This is a genomic window from Desulfosarcina sp. (assembly GCF_041551955.1).
Taxonomy (GTDB): Bacteria; Desulfobacterota; Desulfobacteria; order Desulfobacterales; family Desulfosarcinaceae; genus Desulfosarcina.
Window position 1 is genome coordinate 1 of record NZ_JBFELV010000048.1, and the last position, 19,085, is coordinate 19,085.

Annotated in this window: 15 protein-coding genes; 7 read left to right on the plus strand and 8 right to left on the minus strand. The window is 57.8% G+C overall.

Annotated features, from left to right (window positions below):
• Positions 1 to 222: 222 nt before the first annotated feature.
• On the minus strand, positions 223 to 1,572 hold the full coding sequence (gene gdhA, locus ABYV26_RS05965) for an NADP-specific glutamate dehydrogenase (RefSeq protein WP_372679108.1): 1,350 nt from the start codon (positions 1,570 to 1,572) through the stop codon (positions 223 to 225).
• A gap of 128 nt (positions 1,573 to 1,700) precedes the next feature.
• Between gdhA and flgM the strand changes: the two genes are divergently transcribed.
• The gene (gene flgM, locus ABYV26_RS05970) at positions 1,701 to 2,018 is read left to right on the plus strand and encodes a flagellar biosynthesis anti-sigma factor FlgM (RefSeq protein ID WP_372679110.1); all 318 of its coding nucleotides are present in this window, start codon (positions 1,701 to 1,703) and stop codon (positions 2,016 to 2,018) included.
• Between the two features lie 126 nt (positions 2,019 to 2,144).
• On the opposite strand, the gene ABYV26_RS05975 is transcribed toward flgM, so the two are convergent.
• The 7 genes from ABYV26_RS05975 to ABYV26_RS06005 form a co-directional block, all read right to left on the minus strand.
• Complete coding sequence (locus tag ABYV26_RS05975; RefSeq protein WP_372679111.1) at positions 2,145 to 2,702, minus strand: DUF4124 domain-containing protein; 558 nt, start codon at positions 2,700 to 2,702, stop codon at positions 2,145 to 2,147.
• A gap of 13 nt (positions 2,703 to 2,715) precedes the next feature.
• The gene (locus ABYV26_RS05980) at positions 2,716 to 3,168 is read right to left on the minus strand and encodes a DUF1499 domain-containing protein (RefSeq protein ID WP_372679113.1); all 453 of its coding nucleotides are present in this window, start codon (positions 3,166 to 3,168) and stop codon (positions 2,716 to 2,718) included.
• Entirely contained in the window at positions 3,158 to 3,511 is a 354-nt protein-coding gene (locus ABYV26_RS05985; RefSeq protein ID WP_372679115.1) for a hypothetical protein, read from the minus strand. The genes ABYV26_RS05980 and ABYV26_RS05985 overlap by 11 nt, the downstream gene beginning before the upstream one ends.
• Positions 3,512 to 3,523: 12 nt before the next feature.
• Positions 3,524 to 4,405: a mechanosensitive ion channel family protein gene (locus ABYV26_RS05990; RefSeq protein WP_372679117.1), complete on the minus strand. Its 882-nt coding sequence runs from the start codon at positions 4,403 to 4,405 to the stop codon at positions 3,524 to 3,526.
• Positions 4,406 to 4,589: 184 nt separating this feature from the next.
• Positions 4,590 to 7,616 (minus strand): response regulator, encoded by a 3,027-nt coding sequence (locus ABYV26_RS05995; protein WP_372679119.1) that lies wholly within the window; start codon positions 7,614 to 7,616, stop codon positions 4,590 to 4,592.
• Between the two features lie 136 nt (positions 7,617 to 7,752).
• The gene (locus tag ABYV26_RS06000; protein ID WP_372679121.1) at positions 7,753 to 10,734 is read right to left on the minus strand and encodes an insulinase family protein; all 2,982 of its coding nucleotides are present in this window, start codon (positions 10,732 to 10,734) and stop codon (positions 7,753 to 7,755) included.
• Between the two features lie 51 nt (positions 10,735 to 10,785).
• Positions 10,786 to 11,154 carry a hypothetical protein gene (locus ABYV26_RS06005; protein WP_372679123.1) on the minus strand — a complete coding sequence of 123 codons (369 nt, stop codon included), beginning with the start codon at positions 11,152 to 11,154 and terminating at the stop codon, positions 10,786 to 10,788.
• A 466-nt stretch (positions 11,155 to 11,620) separates the two neighbouring features.
• On the opposite strand from ABYV26_RS06005, the gene ABYV26_RS06010 reads away from it, so the two are divergent.
• The 6 genes from ABYV26_RS06010 to ABYV26_RS06035 all read left to right on the plus strand — a co-directional run.
• Positions 11,621 to 12,406 (plus strand): glycyl-radical enzyme activating protein, encoded by a 786-nt coding sequence (locus ABYV26_RS06010; RefSeq protein ID WP_372679125.1) that lies wholly within the window; start codon positions 11,621 to 11,623, stop codon positions 12,404 to 12,406.
• Between the two features lie 2 nt (positions 12,407 to 12,408).
• Complete coding sequence (hypD, locus tag ABYV26_RS06015; RefSeq protein ID WP_372679127.1) at positions 12,409 to 14,772, plus strand: trans-4-hydroxy-L-proline dehydratase; 2,364 nt, start codon at positions 12,409 to 12,411, stop codon at positions 14,770 to 14,772.
• Between the two features lie 2 nt (positions 14,773 to 14,774).
• Positions 14,775 to 15,479: a FadR/GntR family transcriptional regulator gene (locus ABYV26_RS06020; RefSeq protein WP_372679129.1), complete on the plus strand. Its 705-nt coding sequence runs from the start codon at positions 14,775 to 14,777 to the stop codon at positions 15,477 to 15,479.
• A 140-nt stretch (positions 15,480 to 15,619) separates the two neighbouring features.
• Positions 15,620 to 16,582: an ornithine cyclodeaminase family protein gene (locus ABYV26_RS06025; protein ID WP_372679131.1), complete on the plus strand. Its 963-nt coding sequence runs from the start codon at positions 15,620 to 15,622 to the stop codon at positions 16,580 to 16,582.
• 77 nt (positions 16,583 to 16,659) lie between these two features.
• A complete protein-coding gene (locus ABYV26_RS06030) occupies positions 16,660 to 17,709 on the plus strand; it encodes a proline racemase family protein (RefSeq protein ID WP_372679133.1) in 1,050 nt (349 codons plus the stop codon).
• 21 nt (positions 17,710 to 17,730) lie between these two features.
• On the plus strand, positions 17,731 to 19,085 hold a 1,355-nt coding region (locus ABYV26_RS06035; RefSeq protein ID WP_372679135.1), incomplete at its 3' end, for a phosphotransferase.

A 19,085-nucleotide genomic window follows, 5' to 3' on the forward strand; every position in this document is an offset into this window, starting at 1 on the left:
AGCGATGGTCTAGCTTGCCGCAGATTCAAGGCAGATGTCGTCGCGCTATAGTGGACGATGCGCGGCGATAGCCAACGCCGAAGATGGAGTGAGATCGGCAAACCCAATGGGTTTCATCTTTTGAAACCAGCAAGCGATGGTCTCCCATATGTGATCGTAACCAATCGACATTCTTTGAGAAAAGTGTATCGCAGTTTGGGCAAAAGAAAGGGGTGTTGCCGGCTAAATAATCCCCTGGTCCAGCATGCTGTCGGCCACCTTGATGAAACCGGCAATGTTGGCGCCCACGAGATAGTTCCCGGGACTGCCGTATGCGTCGGCGGCGGCCAGACAGGTGTCGTGTAATCCTTTCATGATGATCTTGAGCCGGTTGTCCACTTCTTCACCCAGCCAGGTCAAGCGGATGCTGTTCTGGGTCAGTTCCAGGCCGGAGACGGCCACACCACCGGCATTGGCCGCCTTGCTGGGCGCGTAGAGGATCCCCTTGTCTATGAAAATATACCGGGCATCGGCGGTGCATGGCATGCTGGCGCCTTCGCAGACCAGTTTGACATTGTTGTTGATCAGATGGTAGGCGTCCGCTTTTCTGATTTCATTCTGGGTGGCGCAGGGAAAGACGCACTGGGCGCGGTGTCGCCACAGGGGATTCGACGCCTGTCCAGGGGCCGCCGGTGCGTAGACCGCGTGGGGATATTGATCGGCATATTCGCTGAGTCTGCCCCGTCGTATATTTTTCAGGCGGCTTACAAACGCCAGTTTTTCCGCATCGATTCCAGCTTCATCATAGATGTGACCCGATGAATCGGACAGGGTGACCACCTTGGCCCCCATCTCGATCAATTTGCGGGTGGTGGCCTGAGCCACATTGCCGGATCCGGAAACCAGGCAGGTTTTTCCCGAGAGGGCGTCATTGCGGGTGGCCAGCATCTGGGCGGCGAAATAGACGCAACCGAACCCGGCCGCTTCAGGCCGGATCAGACTGCCGCCCCAGCCCAGCCCCTTGCCGGTCAACACACCGGTGAATTTATTTTTCAATTTGCGGTACATGCCGAACAGGTAGCCGATCTCGCGTGAACCCACACCGATATCCCCTTCGGGTACATCCGTATTGGCACCGATATGCCGGAACAGCTCGGCCATAAAGCTCTGGCAGAAGCGCATTACTTCACCGTCCGACTTGCCCTTGGGATCAAAGTCCGTCCCACCCGCGCCGCCGCCCAAGGGAAGGGTGGTCAGTGCATTCTTGAAGACATGCTCGAAGGCTAAAAATTTTAAAATGCTCTGGTTGACCGACGGGTGAAACCGCAGTCCGCCTTTGTACGGGCCGATGGCGCTGTTCATCTCCACCCGAAACCCCCGGTTGACCCTGACCTGGCCCATGTCGTCAATCCAGGGTACGCGAAAGGTGATGACGCGTTCGGGTTCCACGATCCGTTCTACGATGCTGTGGTGGCGGTATTCAGGAGTTTTTTCCAACACCGGTCTAACGCTTGTCATCACGTCGCTGACGGCCTGGATGAATTCGTTTTCGTGGGGATCTCGGGCAAGTGTGAGTTGAGGAATATCGGTCATGTCAATCACCTTTAGGTTTGAATAGTAAAAAATATCAATTGGTTGAACGATGCTTGGTAAAAAACCTATTGTTTTTTGGTAAAGTGGCCGATAATGTGTTTACCAACGGTCAATAAGGAGTCGCGAAAATGGAAATTAAAGGTAGTCATATTCAATCCAAACTCAATGTTTACCATGGCGCGCGAGCGCAGGGGAAAAACATGGTCATGGTCAAGTCCGAAAATACCGCAGCGTCGACGCCCCAACAGGACCGCGTGGCGCTAAGCGGTCGGGGGCAGTCCATTGCCGATGCCCAGCGGGCCATGGCCGCCGTGCCCGACGTGCGTGACGCGCTGGTTTCCCAGATCCGCAACGACCTGTTAGACGGGACCTACGTTTTCGACAATCAAAGGGCGGCGGAAGGCATCCTCAGGGAATCCATGGTCAATCAGGCTGCCCTGGCGTGAAGCCTCGGCCGCGTTGATGATGCACCAATACAGGGAGATGGTTTAAGCGCCGTCTCCCTTTTTGTTGGCCCACCCACAATTGTGTTGGATCGGCCGTGGCGATGGCAGTCCGAATCGGCAGAACGGTCAGTTATACGGTGCGGATGCGCCCGATTCGCCACCCGGCATTCTGATTTGCGACTCAATGGTTTCGAGACGCTTATCGATATCCGCGATATCCTCTTCCACATAGCGTAGATCGCTCTGGTAGGTGGTCAGATTGTTATTCAGCACAACCAGCTGCCGTTCGACGGACGTTTCGTTTCTGCGCGCATAGGATCCGCTCCGTTTCCGAAAATAGGCGGCATCCTTTTCCGCTGCAGCAATGCTGGCCTGATTTTCCACGATGATCTTCTCAAGCTGCGTTTTACGTTCTCTGAGCCGCTTGAGCTGTTTATTCAGCTGGTCAGCCGCTTGCATCGCCAGGCTATCGGGCTGCGGTGCCCGGTCGGGCGACGCAGCCGTTTCAGCCGGTTGGGAATAACGGATGACGCTATCAACCTGCACGCTGTCTTCAGGCGGACGGTCGGTGATGTGGATGTTGCCGTCCGCGTCCGTCCATGTGTAGACTTCACCGGCGGCTGCCGGGCTCACGAACGCCAGCACGATCCACGGCACAATTATCGTCGCCAACACCATTTTCATGCTTGGCCATCCTTCAACTGCCGCTTTTAAACAGTTGCCTTATTTTTTCCAATCGTTTTCGATTGGCGCCAAAATCAGAATAGCCCACCCGGGAGGCGGATCGCATATGGATGATGGCGGTGTTCGGGAAAAAAAATTCCACATCGTCTACAAACCCCATCATTTTGGACCGGAATTCCACGTGAAGGTAATGGTCGGTCTGGTTCACGATGCGGGTGCCGGCCATCCCCTGAACCACCTGCTTGATGGTTTCCACAGCGCCGTTCTTTGGTCCGTCATAGGCAATGGGATCGATGTGGTGGCGCTCGTCACCCCCCTGGCTGACCACGCAGTTGTGCGTGCTGGGACAAGGGGATAGACGTCCCTCATTGAGGCCGATATCCAAGGTCGCTTGTCCTGCGCATCCGAAAAGGATGGCGCCTGTCAGCAGGATGGATGCCTTCAGCGGCCTTGCGTCAGGTTTCATTGTCTTCGCCGGCTGCGTTGCCGCCATTATCGATTCGTTTCGGGTTGTAAGTCTCGCATTCACCGGTGCCGTAGAATCGGAACGGGTGATCCTGATCGTCGACCACGGTGATGTTGTAAAGGGCGCCAGGCGCCCCTGTCTCCGCAGCCACCCGCGTGGCCTGCCACAGCTTCCAGGCATAGCGCCAAGCGGTGACATCCGAGCTCAGCGGAGCAGCCTCGGGGGGTGGCGAGAGACCCGCTTCGACCCCCGCTTCGGTCTGCATGTGGAACTTGACCCGGAACCCCTTGGGTTTTCGGATCCACCCGTCTTCGATCAGTTTCAATCCATCGGCTATTTTCATTGGATCCCCCAGTCAGATAGTTTCCTCATCTGCCGCTTGGCGAGTGCCGAGACCTTTCAAGCCCTCCGGTGCCGGACAACCCGATCCTCCAGCCCGATAACCGTCATGATTGATGTGAAGATCCAGCTGTGGGAAGGCGAATTGGATGCCCTCGCTGTCAAAGCGCAGCTTGGCTTTTTCCAGCAGGTCGCAGCGGGCGACCCAGTAGTCCTTGTTGTCGACCCAGCAGCGTCCTCCCAGGTCCACCGAACTGCCGGCCAGGTTGAGCACATAGACCATGGGACCCGGCTTGGTATTCACCCGGGGATCTTCAGTCATCACCGCTTCAAGCACCCGCTTGGCTTTGAGCAGGTCCTGGTCGTAGCGGATGCTCACGTCAATCTTCACGCGGCGGGTCTGGGTGAAGTGATAATTGATGACGATGTCGTCGAGTATCTGGCGGTTGGGAACGAAAAATGTTTTTCCGTCAAATGTTCTCATTCGTGTATTGAGAAAGGTGATGGCCTCTACTTTGCCCAGCAGGTTGCCTGCCTTGACCGTATTGCCGACTTTAAAGGGCAGCGTAGGGATGAAAGGCCGCAGAAAGATCACCACACCGGAAACAATCAGTGCAATGATGGTCAGCAGACGAAGCATGTTGACAGGCTTGGCGCCGAACTCCACCGCTGTGCCCATTATCACGATAACGACAATGATGGTGTAGAGTAGATTGCACATCAGCAGGGCGAGCTTGTTTTTGGGATACCGCTTCCGTATTTCTTGACTCAACCGGCTGTGGATCCACCTGGCGGCCAGGAGGCCTATGATCAGTATTGCCAGTGCCAGCGCCATTTGGGTGCCGTGTTGTGTCATGGTTTCACCGAGCAACTGGAGTCGTGACATCTCATTTCCCATTGATGGAATTCTCCTCAAGGTTGATGAAATCGAACCGCGCGACTACGGGGCGACGGCTTTGGCGCAGGGCATTGACAAGGGCATGTGATCCTCAATGAATTGGCCTAAAGTAAGCGGCCGTCGTGCCGAAGGGGACGCTATTGTGAATAGGACGTTTTGGCCCTTGCGTCAAGGTGTCACTTTTTTAATCGACGCCACGTGCCGTGGACGTGGAATGGCCATGGACCGATGAGGTTTGTGCGGGGGTAGACATGACGCGGTGGAGCTTTTCCTGAAGGGTCTTCATCTCGAAGGGTTTCTGGATAAAATCATCCGGCGGACCCACATGGGCGAACCGTTCTTCGATCTGCTGCCGGGTATACCCGCTGGTAATGATGATTCTGGCATCGGGCCTGATCTTCTTGACCTGTTGCATGGTCTCCAGCCCATCCATGCCGGGCATAGTGAAATCCAGCAGCAGGCAGTCGATGCGATCCGGCGCTTGTTTTACGATATCCAGGGCTTTCTGACCGCTCGATGCCGTCCGTACGGTGTAGCCCATCCGTTTGAGGAACTGATTGCCGATGTCCATGACCATCTCGTCGTCATCCACTATCAATACGGTGCCCCGCTCAGCCCCGCCTTCGGTATCCGTGCTATCGAGCGCTGCCCTTCGCAGAGAGATTCCCTGTATGGGAAACAGTGCCGTGAACACCGAGCCCTCATTCTTTACACTGCTGACCTTTATGGCGCCGTCATGGGATCGGATGATGCCCATCACCGCCGCCATGCCAAGTCCACGGCCGGTTAACTTGGTAGAGAAAAAAGGGTCGAAGACCTTGCCCATCGTTTCCGCATCCATGCCACGTCCCGTGTCAGCCACCTCCACATAGGCGTACATACCTTCGGCCAATTCTTCTTTCAGATAGGTGGTGGCCAGGTAAGCTTGGTCGCACTGCATAGACCCAGTGGAGATTCGAACCCGGCCCTCGTCCTTTCCCAGCGCCTCGATGGCGTTGGTGATAAATCCGGAGATCATCTGTCGCATCTGGTCGGCGTCAGCGGCCACCAGTGGCATGGGGTCGGTCAATTTCAGCTCCAGGTTCACATTGGCCATCTTGGATTCGTCGAGGTTTTCCAATACCGCTGTTACCATTTGGGACAGGTCCACCGGGATGCTCTCCTTTTTCAGCTGGCCCACATAGGTCAGCATCATACTGCTAAGGTCCGCCGCCCGCTGGGAAGCGTTGGCCGCCCGTTGAATATTGCGGGCAGCGGTTGACGCTGGGGGTAGATCCGTTTTGGCAATCTCCAGATTGCCCAGGACGACCATCAACAGGTTGTTGAAATTATGGGCGATGGAGCCGACCATGGTCCCGAGGCTTTCCATCTTTTTTGACCGCTGCAGCTTGTTTTCGATGGCGGTTCGTTCGTTATCGGCCTTTTTACGTTCGGACAGGTCCCGTGAAATGCCCAGAATGGCGTCGGGTTTGTCGTTCTCATCCAAAATGAAACCGGCGGTGATCTCAATGGGAATGATGGTGCCATTTTTGTGATACTCATCCAGCTCCAAGGTCATGGAATAGTTTGTCGGATCGATTTCTCCTGCCGCCGCCCGCTCCATGGCTTCGCCCAAGGCGGCGACAGTCCCCTGAAAGGACTCCGGTGTCAGATATTGGTCAATGGACAGGCCGGCCATCTCATCGGGTGTGTAGCCTTGGGTTTTTTCGACAGACGGACTGACATACTTCATTTTTAATGTCTCAACATCGAGAATCCATATGACGTCCGTTGCGTTTTCCGCCAGCAGGCGATAGCGCTGCTCGCTATCTTGCAAACGTGCAAAGGACCGGGCATTGACGATGCCTGCGGCCACCTGTGAGGCGATGCCCATGAGCAGGTGCACATCGCTGGTGGTGAGATCTCTTTTTGCACCCTTGCTGTCCACCAACAGCAAACCTAAAGGTTCTTTCTTATGAATCAGGGGGACGCTGATCAGGGCGTCGACGTTGAGGTGCGCTATCAAGTTGATGCTGTTAGCGGCCATGCCCTCGATTTCTCCCTGAATATCGTTCAAGTAGACCGGTTGGCCGTTTTTCAATGATTGAATGAACCTGTCGGACGTGTTGTCGAGATCGATGTCGACATTCATCCGGTCGAGGTACTGTCCATCTGCATGGGAAAAGCCATAGCTAGCGGCGTGACTGAGCCGGTTGCACCCATCGTCGCACAGGGCGATCATTCCCCGGGTGAAATCCAAGTTTCGCGACATGGATTCCAAAACGGTGTCGAGGAAGGTTTTCTCCTCCAGGACGTCAGCCCCGGCCAGGCCGATTTCCTGAACCAGCTTGGCGTTCTGGTAGCGATTTTCAATCTCTTCCATGAGCTGTCCGCCACTATCGCCCTGTTCTTTGAGCATGCCAGCCAGCTCTTTTATTTCCATTCGGCTGCCAGCCAGAAAAATAGAGAGGACCACCATTCCCATGGCCAGCGTGCCGATGATCCAGGAGGTAGCGGGTAAGTAAAAAAACGTCGCGGCGGCAACGGCGGCGGCCATCGTTCCGGCATAGGTGCCCATCCGTTTCCAGACGGTGGAAACCTTTTCCCGCCAGGTAATCAGGTATTGGCAGCTGTCATCCCCGCGATGCATGCATCGTGGATGGGCCACCTGGGATGCTTGATCGGTAAAGATCGCCCCGACGGCTTCGAAAATTCCCCGACGGTTTTCGCACTGGAATGGTTCTTCCCGGACATCCTGACGGACGGAAACCGTCACCTCCGCTCGATTTTTGCCGGTGATGATGGTTTTGCTAGAGTGCCCCTTCGACCATTTGGGGTAGATTCGGTCGACGGCCTTGTACATGGTCGCGGGTGTGATGAACTGGAGACCATACTGCTTGATTGTTCCCGTTGATTTCATACGCAACGCGTGCAGACCGACCTTGTAGGCAATCTTCGGGTCGTTTAGCGCTTCGTCCAGACAGCGGTGAAATCGGTTGATTTGCGCCTGGCTTAAAAAATGTCCCTCATCATTGATGTCGAACCGGGTGAGTCCGCTGCAGCGCAACAGCTCATCGGTGTCGACATCCTGGCGGTGGGATTCCAGATAGTTGATGTAGTTGCCGATGATGCCGCTGTTGTAAAGCGGTGTCCGATCGCTGAAGACGGACTGATCAGTTGAACTGGAGGCTCTGGCCAAAAAAAGATGCTCCCGGCAATTAAGGTTGAGCAACGACCCGGCATCCGGATCGTGCTGATTCCATATTCATTATCGGCAAATTGACGATATTCGAAAGGGAAAACGATGTGGGCTTCCGATACGGACGATAAAAAACCGGCCGCCGGCATCGGCCGGCGGCCCATCTAGACTACACGGCATGAAGGGAAAGTACCTGTCCCCCCATCTTTGTGTTGGCGGTTTCGAGCAATTCGCGGTTGGAAATGACGGCGACCGCCTTGTTGGCATGGTCGTTGCCAAAATAAAAATATCGGTCGGCAGCGTCCACCACCGCCTTGCGGGTCAGTTTCAGCAGGTTTTCCTTGTTGCGCATGCGAGTCTCGTCGGACAACCCAATGATCCGGCGATAGAAGGCTTTGCGGGCAGCCGGGCCCGGCGGATCGGGTTTATCGATTTCCGAGCAGACCTGCAGAATGGCCTCTTTCACGTCCTCTTCGGAAAATTTTCCCATGCGGATGAATTCGGCAGCCCCATCGTAAACCTTCAGGGTCCCCACGATATGGGGATCCCGGTAGGAGGCGAAGCTGAACAGCCCGTCTTCGGCGTTATACAGGGCGAATCCGCCGTAGGCGCCGCCCTTTTCTCGGATCTCTCGATGCAGGTACATGGAACGCAGCATTTTGGCGATCACAGACAGGGCGGGGCTGTCCGCATGGTCCAGCCGAACGGTTTGGAATGTCTGGGCCACGAAAGAAACGGCCGTGGAGGTGCTCCATCCTTCCATGGGACGTCCTGTCGCCACGTTCAGCTGTGGCGGTGCAAAGCCATCTGTCCCGCCAGCTGCCAGCGCACGGGTCAAGGTGTTCACGGGATCTGCCGCCTTGGCCAGCATCGCCTTCTCCCCGATCAGGGCCATTTTCACATTATTGCGGTGAAATAGCGTCTGGCCGATAGCTTGCAGGCTGGCGGTCAGACGCTGCATGCCGCCGTCAGCCGTGTCTGTTGCCACCTGCTTGACGGTGTGTAGCTGGTGGATGCCCCCCCAGATCTCCTGTAAGTGATTGGCGGGGGTAAAGTTGCGCGAAGCCAGGGATATGGCCAGTCGATGGCCGTTGTGGACCACTGCCGCTTCAAGGCCCGCCCGGTACTCGAGGACCAGTTGGCGTAGCCGCGTGTGGTCGGTAAAATCCACCCGGGATGTCAATTCGTGAAGGATTTCGAACATCCGGTCCTGGTTGCGATTCAGGCATTTACCGGAAAATGAGACGAAAGGCAGACAGTCGCCGTTGTCGTCAAACCGTGTGCGGGCGTTGGCAGAGAACCCGATGCCACCGGTATACCGATCCATGCGACGGGCCATTTTTGTGTAGCCGCAATCGGTTGTACCCATTTTGGATGCGGCATAGCAGAAAAACGGCACCAGCGGCAGCAGCAGGCGGTCGATACCACCAGCCCCCAGGCCTCCCGAACAATAGAAAATGCCGGATGTGGACTGGTCATAGGCCCATACCGGCGGTTGAAGGACCCCCGGCGCCGGGTCGATGCGCACCACGGCAGGGGGAATGTCCTCGCGCTGCAGGGTAGGCAGGCTTTCAAGGTTTTCCTGGGTTTCCTGCAGCTTCTCCAGGGCTGACGCATCGGCGCGGATAGCTGCCAGGTCGGCTTCGTTCAATCTGGCGAGAACGTCGGCCAGTTCCTTCTCTACGCGCCGGTTTTCGCGTTCGGCCATCTGCTGGTCAGGGACCAAGGTGAAACGGACCCGGTGGGGATTGTCCAGAAAATCATGCCGGATTTTATCCTCCAAGAACCGGCCGTTGGCCAACGACTGTCGGAGGCGGTCGAAATCGGCATCCAACTGGAGCATTCGTTCCGGATCGCCGCCGTGCAGCCAGCTGGCCGCAACACCGATCAGCAACTTGATACCATATGGGTAGGGGGTGTTGGTGACCTCTTTGCGATGAAATTCGATCTGGTGGATGGCCGATTCCACCAGTTCCCTGTCGATGCCGCTGTCGGCCAAGCGTTTTAGAACGTCGAAGACGATGGCTTCGATCTTTTCCGCGTCGGATTCGGAGACATCTTTCAGGCCCACCGAGAACATGGTGTCGCGGTTTTCCGCATCGTAGCCGGTGCCATCGGAAAGGGCCGTACCCAACTGGCTGTCCATCAACGCCTTGCGCAGCGGCGAAGCCGCATTGCCGATGAGCACCTGTTCGATCACCGCGGCGACCAATACCTCGAAGGTGTCCTTGATATCGGCCAGCAGCCATGCCACGCAGGCCTGGTATTTTTTTGCAGGATCCTCGCTGCGATCCAGCGGGTAGTGATAGGCCGCGGTCTTCGGCGCCGTCCACCGGGGCTGGGCGGGAACGTCCGTTTTTGGATCGATGCGCGAAAACCGGCTCAGCACCCGCTCCTCGATAAAGGCCAGGTGGTCCTTCAGGGACAGATTGCCGTAGGTGTAGAAAAAGGCGTTGCTCGGGTGGTAGTGCCGGGCATGAAACGCTTTGAGCTGTTCATGGGTCAGCGATGGTATGACAGCGGGTTCGCCGCCGGAGTTGTTGCTGTATGTCGTATCTGGATACAGGGCGTTGAGCAGAGAGCGGACCATGACCTGATCCGGCGACGACATGGCGCCCTTCATCTCGTTGTACACCACGCCTTTGTACACCAGCCGAGCATCTTTCCCTATTCCGGTGACATCCAGCCGGTGCCCCTCCTGCTTGAAACTCAGTTCGTCGAGGATGGGGAAAAAGGCCGCGTCCAGATAGACACTCATGAGGTTGTAGTAGTCTTTGCGGTTCTGGGTGGCGAAGGGATACATGGTCCAATCCGAGGCGGTGAAGGCATTCATGAAGGTGGACAGGCTGCGCTTGAGCATGGAGAAGAAGGGGTCGCGCACCGGAAACCGTTCGGAACCGCACAGAACGGTATGCTCCAATATATGTGCCACGCCGGTGGAATTCGTCGGAACGGTCTTGAAGGCCACGCCAAAGGTGTTTTCCCGATCCGCATTGCTGATGTGGATATGCCGGGCGCCGGTGCCTTGATGTTCCATCTGGTAGAGCCAGGACTGGATGTCCGTGAGATAGGTTACCTTGTTAACCGCGTATCCACCCAGCCGGTCCCCGGTAGCGATCTCGGGATGGTTTCCATCTGTTTTCGTCGTCATGAAGATCTCCAGTGCCGCTTGCTTGATTTCGGGTTGCCGGTGCGGGGATGTCTACTCCACCGCTTTGTAGGTGCCGCGGCTGACCCGCATGATTTTTTCAATTTTGTTCAATCGGAAAATAATGTTGCGCAGTTTTTTGTCGTCGTAGCCGGTCTGCTCCCGGACATCCGCGATGCCGATGCCGTTATTACTTCGTCTGATCAGGTCCAGGACGGTTTCCGTGGCGTTCGCTGGGGGCGTGTCATTGCGCTTTGCCGATGACCGCCTGGATCGCGGGGCCATCGCTCTAATCAGTTTCTCGAGCCGGTCAAGCCGGTCGTTGAGGCTCTCGATGTCTCGCTTCGTGGGGATGTTGTAATTGTGCATAAAAAATTTGACCATCGCATCGAAGCTTACCGGTTTTCCTTTTCGTTTGGCCATTCACACCTCCATGGGCACTTGTCTCAAATTTAAAGAAGCGCGGTCGAGACCGCCGGGTCTATTCACAAGGAATCGTGAAGTTAAGCCTGTCGTGCAAAATATACAATTCGCCGGGGGCGTAAATGACTGCGTGGTCATACCATACATGCTGTCAAGCTAAGGGACAACTTATCCAAAGTCAATGGGCAGGTCATTAGAATGACAATGAAAAAGAGATAGTCAACCCAATTGCTGCGGTATTTCAATTTTGAGGAAAGGCGCGGTATCGGGTTTCATGAGGCAGCCACTAGTGGTCATTGGCGCGTGTTTCACGCCCACGATCCAGACTTTAACTCCGGAGATCGGGACGTGAACCGATCAGGTGGTCTGAAGACCTGAAATCCTGTTGCCTTTGGCGTGTCCCTGTTATATGGGGAAGGCATGGGTGGTGACAACAATTGGCGATCCCAAAAGATTATGAGGTGACATGATCGAAGGCACCTTATTCAGGATCAAGAGATACGCGCTTCACGACGGCCCCGGAATCCGTACCACGGTTTTTTTCAAAGGATGTCCGTTGTCGTGCCGATGGTGCCATAACCCCGAGGGGCTTGATCCACGGCCCCAGACGATGTCGCGCCGCACGTCGTCCGGAGAAATCCGCGAGACGGTGGGTGCTGTCATCGGGGTGAATGATCTGATCAAAGAGATCGAAAAGGATGTGCTGTTCTACGATGAATCCGGAGGCGGCGTCACCTTCTCCGGTGGTGAACCGCTGGCTCAGCCTGAATTTCTGGAAGCGATGCTGGTGGCCTGCAATCATCTGGAAATCCACGCCGCACTGGACACCAGCGGTTATGCACCGTCGGCCGTCCTCGACCCGATCCTCCCCCGGCTGCAGCTGGTGCTCTTCGACCTCAAGATCATGGATGAGAAGCAGCATCGGCGATATACCGGGGCGTCCAACCGGACCGTCCTCGACAACCTGAAGCGGATCGATGACCACCGAACGCCGGTTCGCATCCGGGTCCCCTTGATACCCGGTATCACCGACGGCGACGACAACATCGCAGAGATCGTCCGGTTCGCGGGCAGCCTAAAGACGTTACAAGGGGTGGACCTGCTGCCGTTCCACCGGATCGGGATTGAAAAGTACCGGCGATTGGGGATGAAGGATAACACGGCGGGGATATCTCCCCCGTCTCCGGAACGGGTGGCGGCAATCCAACGCAGTTTCGAATCCGCCGGATTGATCGCATCGATTGGAGGATGATCATGAATGAACGTATCGACCGGTTGAGAACCCGGAGCCTTGCGGCCATACCCAGCCTGTCGGACGAGCGGGCCCGGCTGCTGACCGACTTTTATAAAAGCGGCGTCGGCCGGACCTCACCCATACCGGTGCAGCGGGCCATGGCTTTTGCCACCATCATGGAGAAAAAAAAGATTTACATCGGGTCCGACGAGCTGATCGTGGGGGAACGCGGCCCGGTGCCCAAAGCCACGCCCACCTACCCGGAGGTGTGCGTCCACTCGCAAGCGGATCTGGATATTATCGGCAGTCGTGAGAAGGTCGCCTTCCGTGTGGATGAATCGGTTCGGCAGGTTTATCGAGAGGAGATCATTCCCTTCTGGCGGGGACACGCCATCCGGGAAAAACTTTTCACCCACTTGCCTGAAGCCTGGAAAAAGGCCTATGAGGCCGGTATTTTTACCGAGTTTCAAGAACAGCGCTCGCCCGGACACACCGCCTGCGGGAATAAAATTTACCAAAAAGGGTTGCTGGAATTAAAGGTGGAGATACGCGAAGCGATAGCTCGCCTGGATTTTTTCAACGACCTTGATGCGATGGATAAAAAAGGCCAGCTGGAGGCCATGGCTCTGACCGCTGACGGAATGATCGTCTTTGCCAACCGCCATGCCGATGCGCTGCTGCGGATGGCCGAATCGACGTCGGGTGTGGATCGTAAAGCCGAATTGATGCAGATGGCCGCCATTTGCAGGCGGGTGCCGGCCCATGCCCCGCAAACTTTCTGGGAGGCTCTCCAGACATACTGGTTTGTCCATGTGGGGGTCATTACTGAACTCAACCCCTGGGACGCCTTTAACCCCGGGCGGCTGGACCAGCATCTCTACCCGTTTTACGAAAAAGACCTCGCCGAAGGCCGGTTGACCAGGGAGCGGGCCAAGGAACTGCTGTGCGCCTTCTGGGTCAAGTTCAACAACCACCCGGCGCCGCCCAAGACCGGGGTCACCGCCAAAGAGAGCAACACCTATGTGGATTTTGCCCTGATCAACGTCGGCGGGGTGAAGGCCGACGGCAGCAACGCGGTCAACGAACTGAGCTACCTGATCCTTGACGTGATCGAGGAGATGCGCCTGCTCCAGCCCTCGTCCATGGTGCAGCTGAGCAAGAAAAATCCGGATCGATTCATCCGCCGCGCACTGAAGATCGTGAGAACCGGGTTCGGCCAACCCTCCATCTTCAACACCGACGCCATCGTCCAGGAACTGGTGCGCCAGGGCAAAACAGTGCAGGATGCCCGAGAGGGCGGAGCCAGCGGCTGCGTCGAGGCCGGCGCCTTTGGCCGCGAGGCCTATTTTCTGACCGGTTATTTCAACCTGCCCAAGTTGCTTGAACTCACCTTGAACAACGGCGTCGATCCGCGCACCGGCAAACAGCTGGGACCGGCCACCGGCCAGGCGTCCGACTTCAAGCGTTTTGAGGATCTGTTTGAGGCCTGGACCCGCCAACTCAGGCATTTCATCGACATCAAGATTCGCGGCAACAACATCATCGAGCAGATCAATGCCCGCCACATGCCGGCGCCCTTTCTCTCCCTGCTCATCGACGACTGCATCGAAGCCGGGCGGGACTACAATGCCGGCGGCGCCCGCTACAACACCTCCTACATCCAGGGGGTCGGACTGGGTTCCATCACCGATGCCCTGACGGCCCTCAAGGTCCATGTGTACGACCGCAAAACGATCACCCTGGATGGTTTTATCAAAATACTCTCTGAAAATTATGAAGGACACGATGAGTTCAGGCGGCAGCTGCTGGACGATACCCCCAAGTACGGCAACGACGATGACGCGGCCGACGAGATCATGCAGATGGTCTTCGAGGCCTACTACGACGAGGTCGACGGCCGGCCCAATACCCGCGGCGGCGTTCATCGGGTCAATCTGCTGCCCACCACCTGCCATGTCTATTTCGGCAGCGTCATCGGCGCCCTGCCCGACGGCCGCCAATCCGGCATTCCCCTGTCCGAGGGGATTTCACCGGTGCAGGGGGCGGACCGCAACGGCCCCACGGCGGTGACCCGGTCGGCTGCAAAAATAGACCATATCCGCACCGGCGGCACCCTGCTCAACCAGAAGTTTCTGCCCCAGGTCCTGGCTGACGAGACGGGCATCGCCAAGCTGGCGCAGTTGGTGCGCACCTATTTTCGCATGGACGGGCACCACATTCAGTTCAACGTGGTCGACGGCGAGACCCTCAAGCGAGCCAAGTTATACCCGGACGACTACCGCGACCTGATTGTCCGGGTGGCTGGATACAGCGATTATTTCGTGGATTTGACGGAAGACCTGCAGGATGAGATTATCCGGCGCACCGGGCATGAGGCGATGTAAAGATGACCTTCGAAACCATCCGCAAAAGTTCCGCACGCGACATGGTCGCCGAACAGATCGTCGAAAAGATTACCGGCGGTGAGCTGGGGCCCGGCACCCGACTTCCCGCCCAGCGCGAGCTGGCCCAGATGCTCGGGGTGGGGCGGTCATCGGTTCGAGAAGCCATCAACGCCCTGGTCGTGATGGGTTACCTGGAGCCGCTGCAGGGCAAAGGGACCTTTATCAAGGATGTGCTTCCCACATCCGATCCGGGCATCGAGAAGCTCTCTGCGGCATTCTCCGCCGGCTCTATCTTTGACCTGATGGAAGCGCGGGAGCTGCTGGAGTGCCGATCTGCCGCCTTGGCGGCTGAACGGGCCGATGATGCGCAGATCCGGAACCTGAAGGCAGCCATGGAAAAGGTGAGCGGAACGGAAGCGGATTACGCCATTTTCCTCGATGCCGACATCTGTTTTCATGCGGCGGTAGCCGAGGCCTCCGGCAACGTGGTGATGAGTGAGTTGACCAAGCTGGTGCTGGATAAAGTCGTGGCCCACCACAATGCCCTGAAAACGGTTTTGTTGCCGCCGGCCTATCGCGAGATCTCCATCCGAACAGCCGCCCGGGTTGTGGAAGCCATTGCATCAGGTGACGGCGAGGCCGCTGCCCGATGGATGGCCCAGCACTTATACGCCATCCGGGATGAATTGAAAAACATCATTACGTGACAGAACTGGGGTTCAGCGTTCAGGGTCCAACGGTTAAACAGAACAGCATACCGTGGAAGATTGACGGCTAAAACCATTTTGTCCGAGTTCAATGCTGCTAATTCCAATCCAACCAAAAAACAGCAGGAGATGCTTTGACCATGCAGATTCGTGTTCTCACGGCAACCGATATTCGCTCGTCGATTTCCATGACCGAGGCCATCGATGGGGTAGAGCGGGCCTATGCCCAGCTGTCCACCGGCAAAGCCACCATGCCCCTGCGCTCCCGGTTCCACACAAAAAAAGGGGTGACCCTGGTCATGCCCGCCCATCTCCACGACAGCGGCGATTTTGCAGTCAAGATCGTCTCCGTCTATGCGGACAACCCCAAGCTGGGTCTGCCGACGGTGGCGGCCACGGTGCTGGCCCTGGATCCTCAGACCGGCATGCCACTGGCATTGATGGAGGGGGACAGTCTGACGGCGTTGCGCACCGGTGCGGCAGGCGGCGTGGCTGCGCGCTATCTTGCTCGGACGGATGCACGGACCGTGGCCCTTTTCGGTGCCGGTGTCCAGGCCCGCTCCCAGCTCCAGGCTGCCATGGCCGTTCGCAAGATCGAGCGGGTCTGGATTGTCGATCCCTTCGAATCTGCGGCCCGACGACTGGCTGACGACATATCCGGCTGGACCGATCCACCGGCGGTCACCTTGGCGGAATCCCCGCGGTCAGCCGTGGCCCAGGCGGACATCGTGCTGGCCGCCACAACGACAACGACGCCGTTGTTTGATGGCGACGATCTGAAACCGGGCACCCATGTGACCGGTGTGGGTTCCTTTACCCCCCAGATGCAGGAGATCGATGCGAATACCATCCGCCGGGCGCGGGTGGTGGTGGACCAGAGGGACGCGGCCATGGCCGAGGCCGGGGATATCATCATCGCCAAGGCGACGATCGACGCGGAGATCGGCGAGATTATCAATGGCGAGCAGCCCGGCCGGCAAAACGATGAAGAAATCACTTTCTTCAAATCCGTTGGCCTGGCGGTGCAGGACGCGGTGACCGCGGGTGCGGTGCTCAAAGCGGCGGAGGAAAAGGGGTTGGGTACGGTCATCCAGATGTCATAAAATCGGGGTCTGTGGTCTCTGGTTGCTGGTTTATGGTTAACCACAGACCACAGACCACAGACCAGAGACCAGAGACCATGAACTTATCCATGCTCGAAAAGATGAGAAACTGGACGCCGCCGGGCGGCTGGCAGCGAATCACCACCATCGACGCCCACACCGGCGGTGAACCTTTCCGCATCATCACCGGCGGCCTGCCCGAGTTGGAGGGCGACACCATCCTTGAACGCCGGCGATACATGACCAACCGCCTGGACCACCTGCGCACGGCACTGATGTGGGAGCCCCGGGGGCATGCCGACATGTACGGCTGCATCGTCACGCCGCCGGTGTCGCCCGGGGCGGACTTCGGCGTCCTGTTTATGCACAACGCGGGATACAGCTCGATGTGCGGCCACGGTATCATCGCGGTGACCACCGTGGCCGTCGAGACGGGCATGATCGAGGCCATTGAGCCGGTAACCACCGTGCGCATCGACGCCCCGGCCGGCCTGGTGACCGCCCACGCCCGCATTGAAAACGGGCGGGTCCAGCGCGTTTCCTTTCACAATGTGCCCGCTTTCGTACTGGTCAGGGATCGAATGGTCGAGGTTCCCGGCCTGGGGCCCGTCCAGGTTGACATCGCTTACGGCGGGGCCTTCTACGCCTTCGTCAATGCCGAAGAACTGCGTGTGGCCACCACGCCCGGGGACTTCAATGCCCTGATCGACAAGGGCATGGCGGTCAAGCGGGCCGTCATGGCCGCCTTTCCGATCACCCACCCGTTCGAAGCCGACCTGAGCTTTCTCTACGGCACGATCATCATTGGCCCTCCCCACAGCCAGGGGGCCCACTCCAGCAACGTGTGCATCTTTGCCGAGGGGGAGGTGGACCGATCGCCCACCGGTACCGGCGTGAGCGCCAGGCTGGCACTGCACTACGCCCGCGGGGAGATCGGCATGAACCAACCCATCGTCATCGAGAGCATTCTGGGAAGCCGATTTAGCGGCCGGGTGGTTGAAACCACCCCATTTGGTCCCTACGACGCCGTGATCCCGGAAGTGACCGGCAATGCCTGGATCACCGGGCGCAACGAATTCCTCATGGATCCGGTGGACCCGCTGAAAAACGGATTCATATTCCGGTAAGATGGAGAAAGATAAAAGCCCATGTCCAATCTGGTGAGACATGCCCCACGATTCAGCGAACAGCGGGCCGCCGCACTAGCCAGGGAGCTTTTCCATTTCACCGCCTCGGTCGACCGGCTGCCCAGCGAACGGGACCAGAATTTCCGGTTGCAGGACGAAAAGGGCGGTCGGTTCGTGCTCAAGATCGCCAATGCCGCCGAGACCCGCGAGGTGCTGGAACTCCAGAACATGGCCATGACCCATGTAGCCGAAAAAGGTGCCGCCCTGTTCGACGGATTCGCCCCCTGTCCTCGGGTCTGCTGCGCGCCCGGCGGCGAAGAGATCGTCTCGATACCCGGGCAGGATGGGGCCAGCCATTTCGTACGTCTGCTCACTTACCTGCCGGGCAGGCCCATGGCCAGGGTTAATCCCCACGACAAAGACCTGCTCTTCAGTCTCGGTTCGTTTTTGGGCCGCCTCGACCAGGTGCTCATGGACTTCGCGCACCCGGCCACCCACAGGGAGTTTCACTGGGACCTGGCCCGCTGCGGTGAAGTGGTGCCGTCGCTGCTGGACGACATCGATGATGCTGAAAAACAGGACCTGGTGCAGCGCCGGCTTGACCACTATCGCGCCGTCACGACACCCAAACTGGCCGGGCTGCGAACCAGCGTGATCCACAGCGACGGCAACGACTACAACGTGCTGGCATCGCCCGACGGACGTTGGGGCAATCGGGTCACCGGACTCATCGATTTTGGCGACATGGTTCATACGCACACGGTCAATGAACTGGCCATTGCCTGCGCCTATGCCCTCATGGGCAAAATGGATCCCCTGGCTGCTGCCGTCCAGGTGGCCGCCGGCTACCACCGCGTCCTTGCTTTGACGGAAAGCGAACTGGCGGTGCTCTTCGACCTGATCTGCATGCGCTTGTGCGCCAGCCTCTGCCACAGCGCCCACCAGATCCGCCTGGCACCCGAAAACACATATCTGCTGGTTTCCCAGCAGCCCGCCTGGGAACTGCTCCGCCGACTGCAGCCGATCAGCCCGGGTTTTGCAGAGGCGTGCTTCAGAGATGCCTGCGGAGTCGACCCGGTGCCCCGCTCCCGTGCCGTGATCGCGCTGGCCCCCGGCCGGCAGATCGGCTTGCAGGCCGGCGGAGAATTGGGCTCCGGGTCGTGGACCTACAGCGTCGGGCTCTTCAACGGCAATCGCTTCCTCGAAGCGAACACGAACGACAACGACGACTTCCTGTACGCGGCACGGATCGGCTACCTGCCGCCCGCGCTGCAAGGTTCGGGAGAGACCGATCGCTTCGCTGTCGGCCTCAACGCGGTCTACAGTAAAGACAGCGACGTGTTGCTGATCGGTATCGCCGACAGCTTCGCGGGCGA

What these genes read in the sequence shown, in the direction of transcription:
- ABYV26_RS05985 (WP_372679115.1), bottom strand. Translation starts at nt 3,511, where the DNA reads ATGAAAATAGCCGATGGATTGAAACTGATCGAAGACGGGTGGATCCGA.
- flgM (WP_372679110.1), top strand. Translation starts at nt 1,701, where the DNA reads ATGGAAATTAAAGGTAGTCATATTCAATCCAAACTCAATGTTTACCAT.
- hypD (WP_372679127.1), top strand. Translation starts at nt 12,409, where the DNA reads ATGAATGAACGTATCGACCGGTTGAGAACCCGGAGCCTTGCGGCCATA.
- ABYV26_RS06010 (WP_372679125.1), top strand. Translation starts at nt 11,621, where the DNA reads ATGATCGAAGGCACCTTATTCAGGATCAAGAGATACGCGCTTCACGAC.
- ABYV26_RS05980 (WP_372679113.1), bottom strand. Translation starts at nt 3,168, where the DNA reads ATGAAACCTGACGCAAGGCCGCTGAAGGCATCCATCCTGCTGACAGGC.
- ABYV26_RS06020 (WP_372679129.1), top strand. Translation starts at nt 14,775, where the DNA reads ATGACCTTCGAAACCATCCGCAAAAGTTCCGCACGCGACATGGTCGCC.
- ABYV26_RS05990 (WP_372679117.1), bottom strand. Translation starts at nt 4,405, where the DNA reads ATGGGAAATGAGATGTCACGACTCCAGTTGCTCGGTGAAACCATGACA.
- ABYV26_RS05975 (WP_372679111.1), bottom strand. Translation starts at nt 2,702, where the DNA reads ATGAAAATGGTGTTGGCGACGATAATTGTGCCGTGGATCGTGCTGGCG.
- ABYV26_RS06000 (WP_372679121.1), bottom strand. Translation starts at nt 10,734, where the DNA reads ATGACGACGAAAACAGATGGAAACCATCCCGAGATCGCTACCGGGGAC.
- ABYV26_RS06005 (WP_372679123.1), bottom strand. Translation starts at nt 11,154, where the DNA reads ATGGCCAAACGAAAAGGAAAACCGGTAAGCTTCGATGCGATGGTCAAA.
- gdhA (WP_372679108.1), bottom strand. Translation starts at nt 1,572, where the DNA reads ATGACCGATATTCCTCAACTCACACTTGCCCGAGATCCCCACGAAAAC.
- ABYV26_RS06030 (WP_372679133.1), top strand. Translation starts at nt 16,660, where the DNA reads ATGAACTTATCCATGCTCGAAAAGATGAGAAACTGGACGCCGCCGGGC.
- ABYV26_RS06025 (WP_372679131.1), top strand. Translation starts at nt 15,620, where the DNA reads ATGCAGATTCGTGTTCTCACGGCAACCGATATTCGCTCGTCGATTTCC.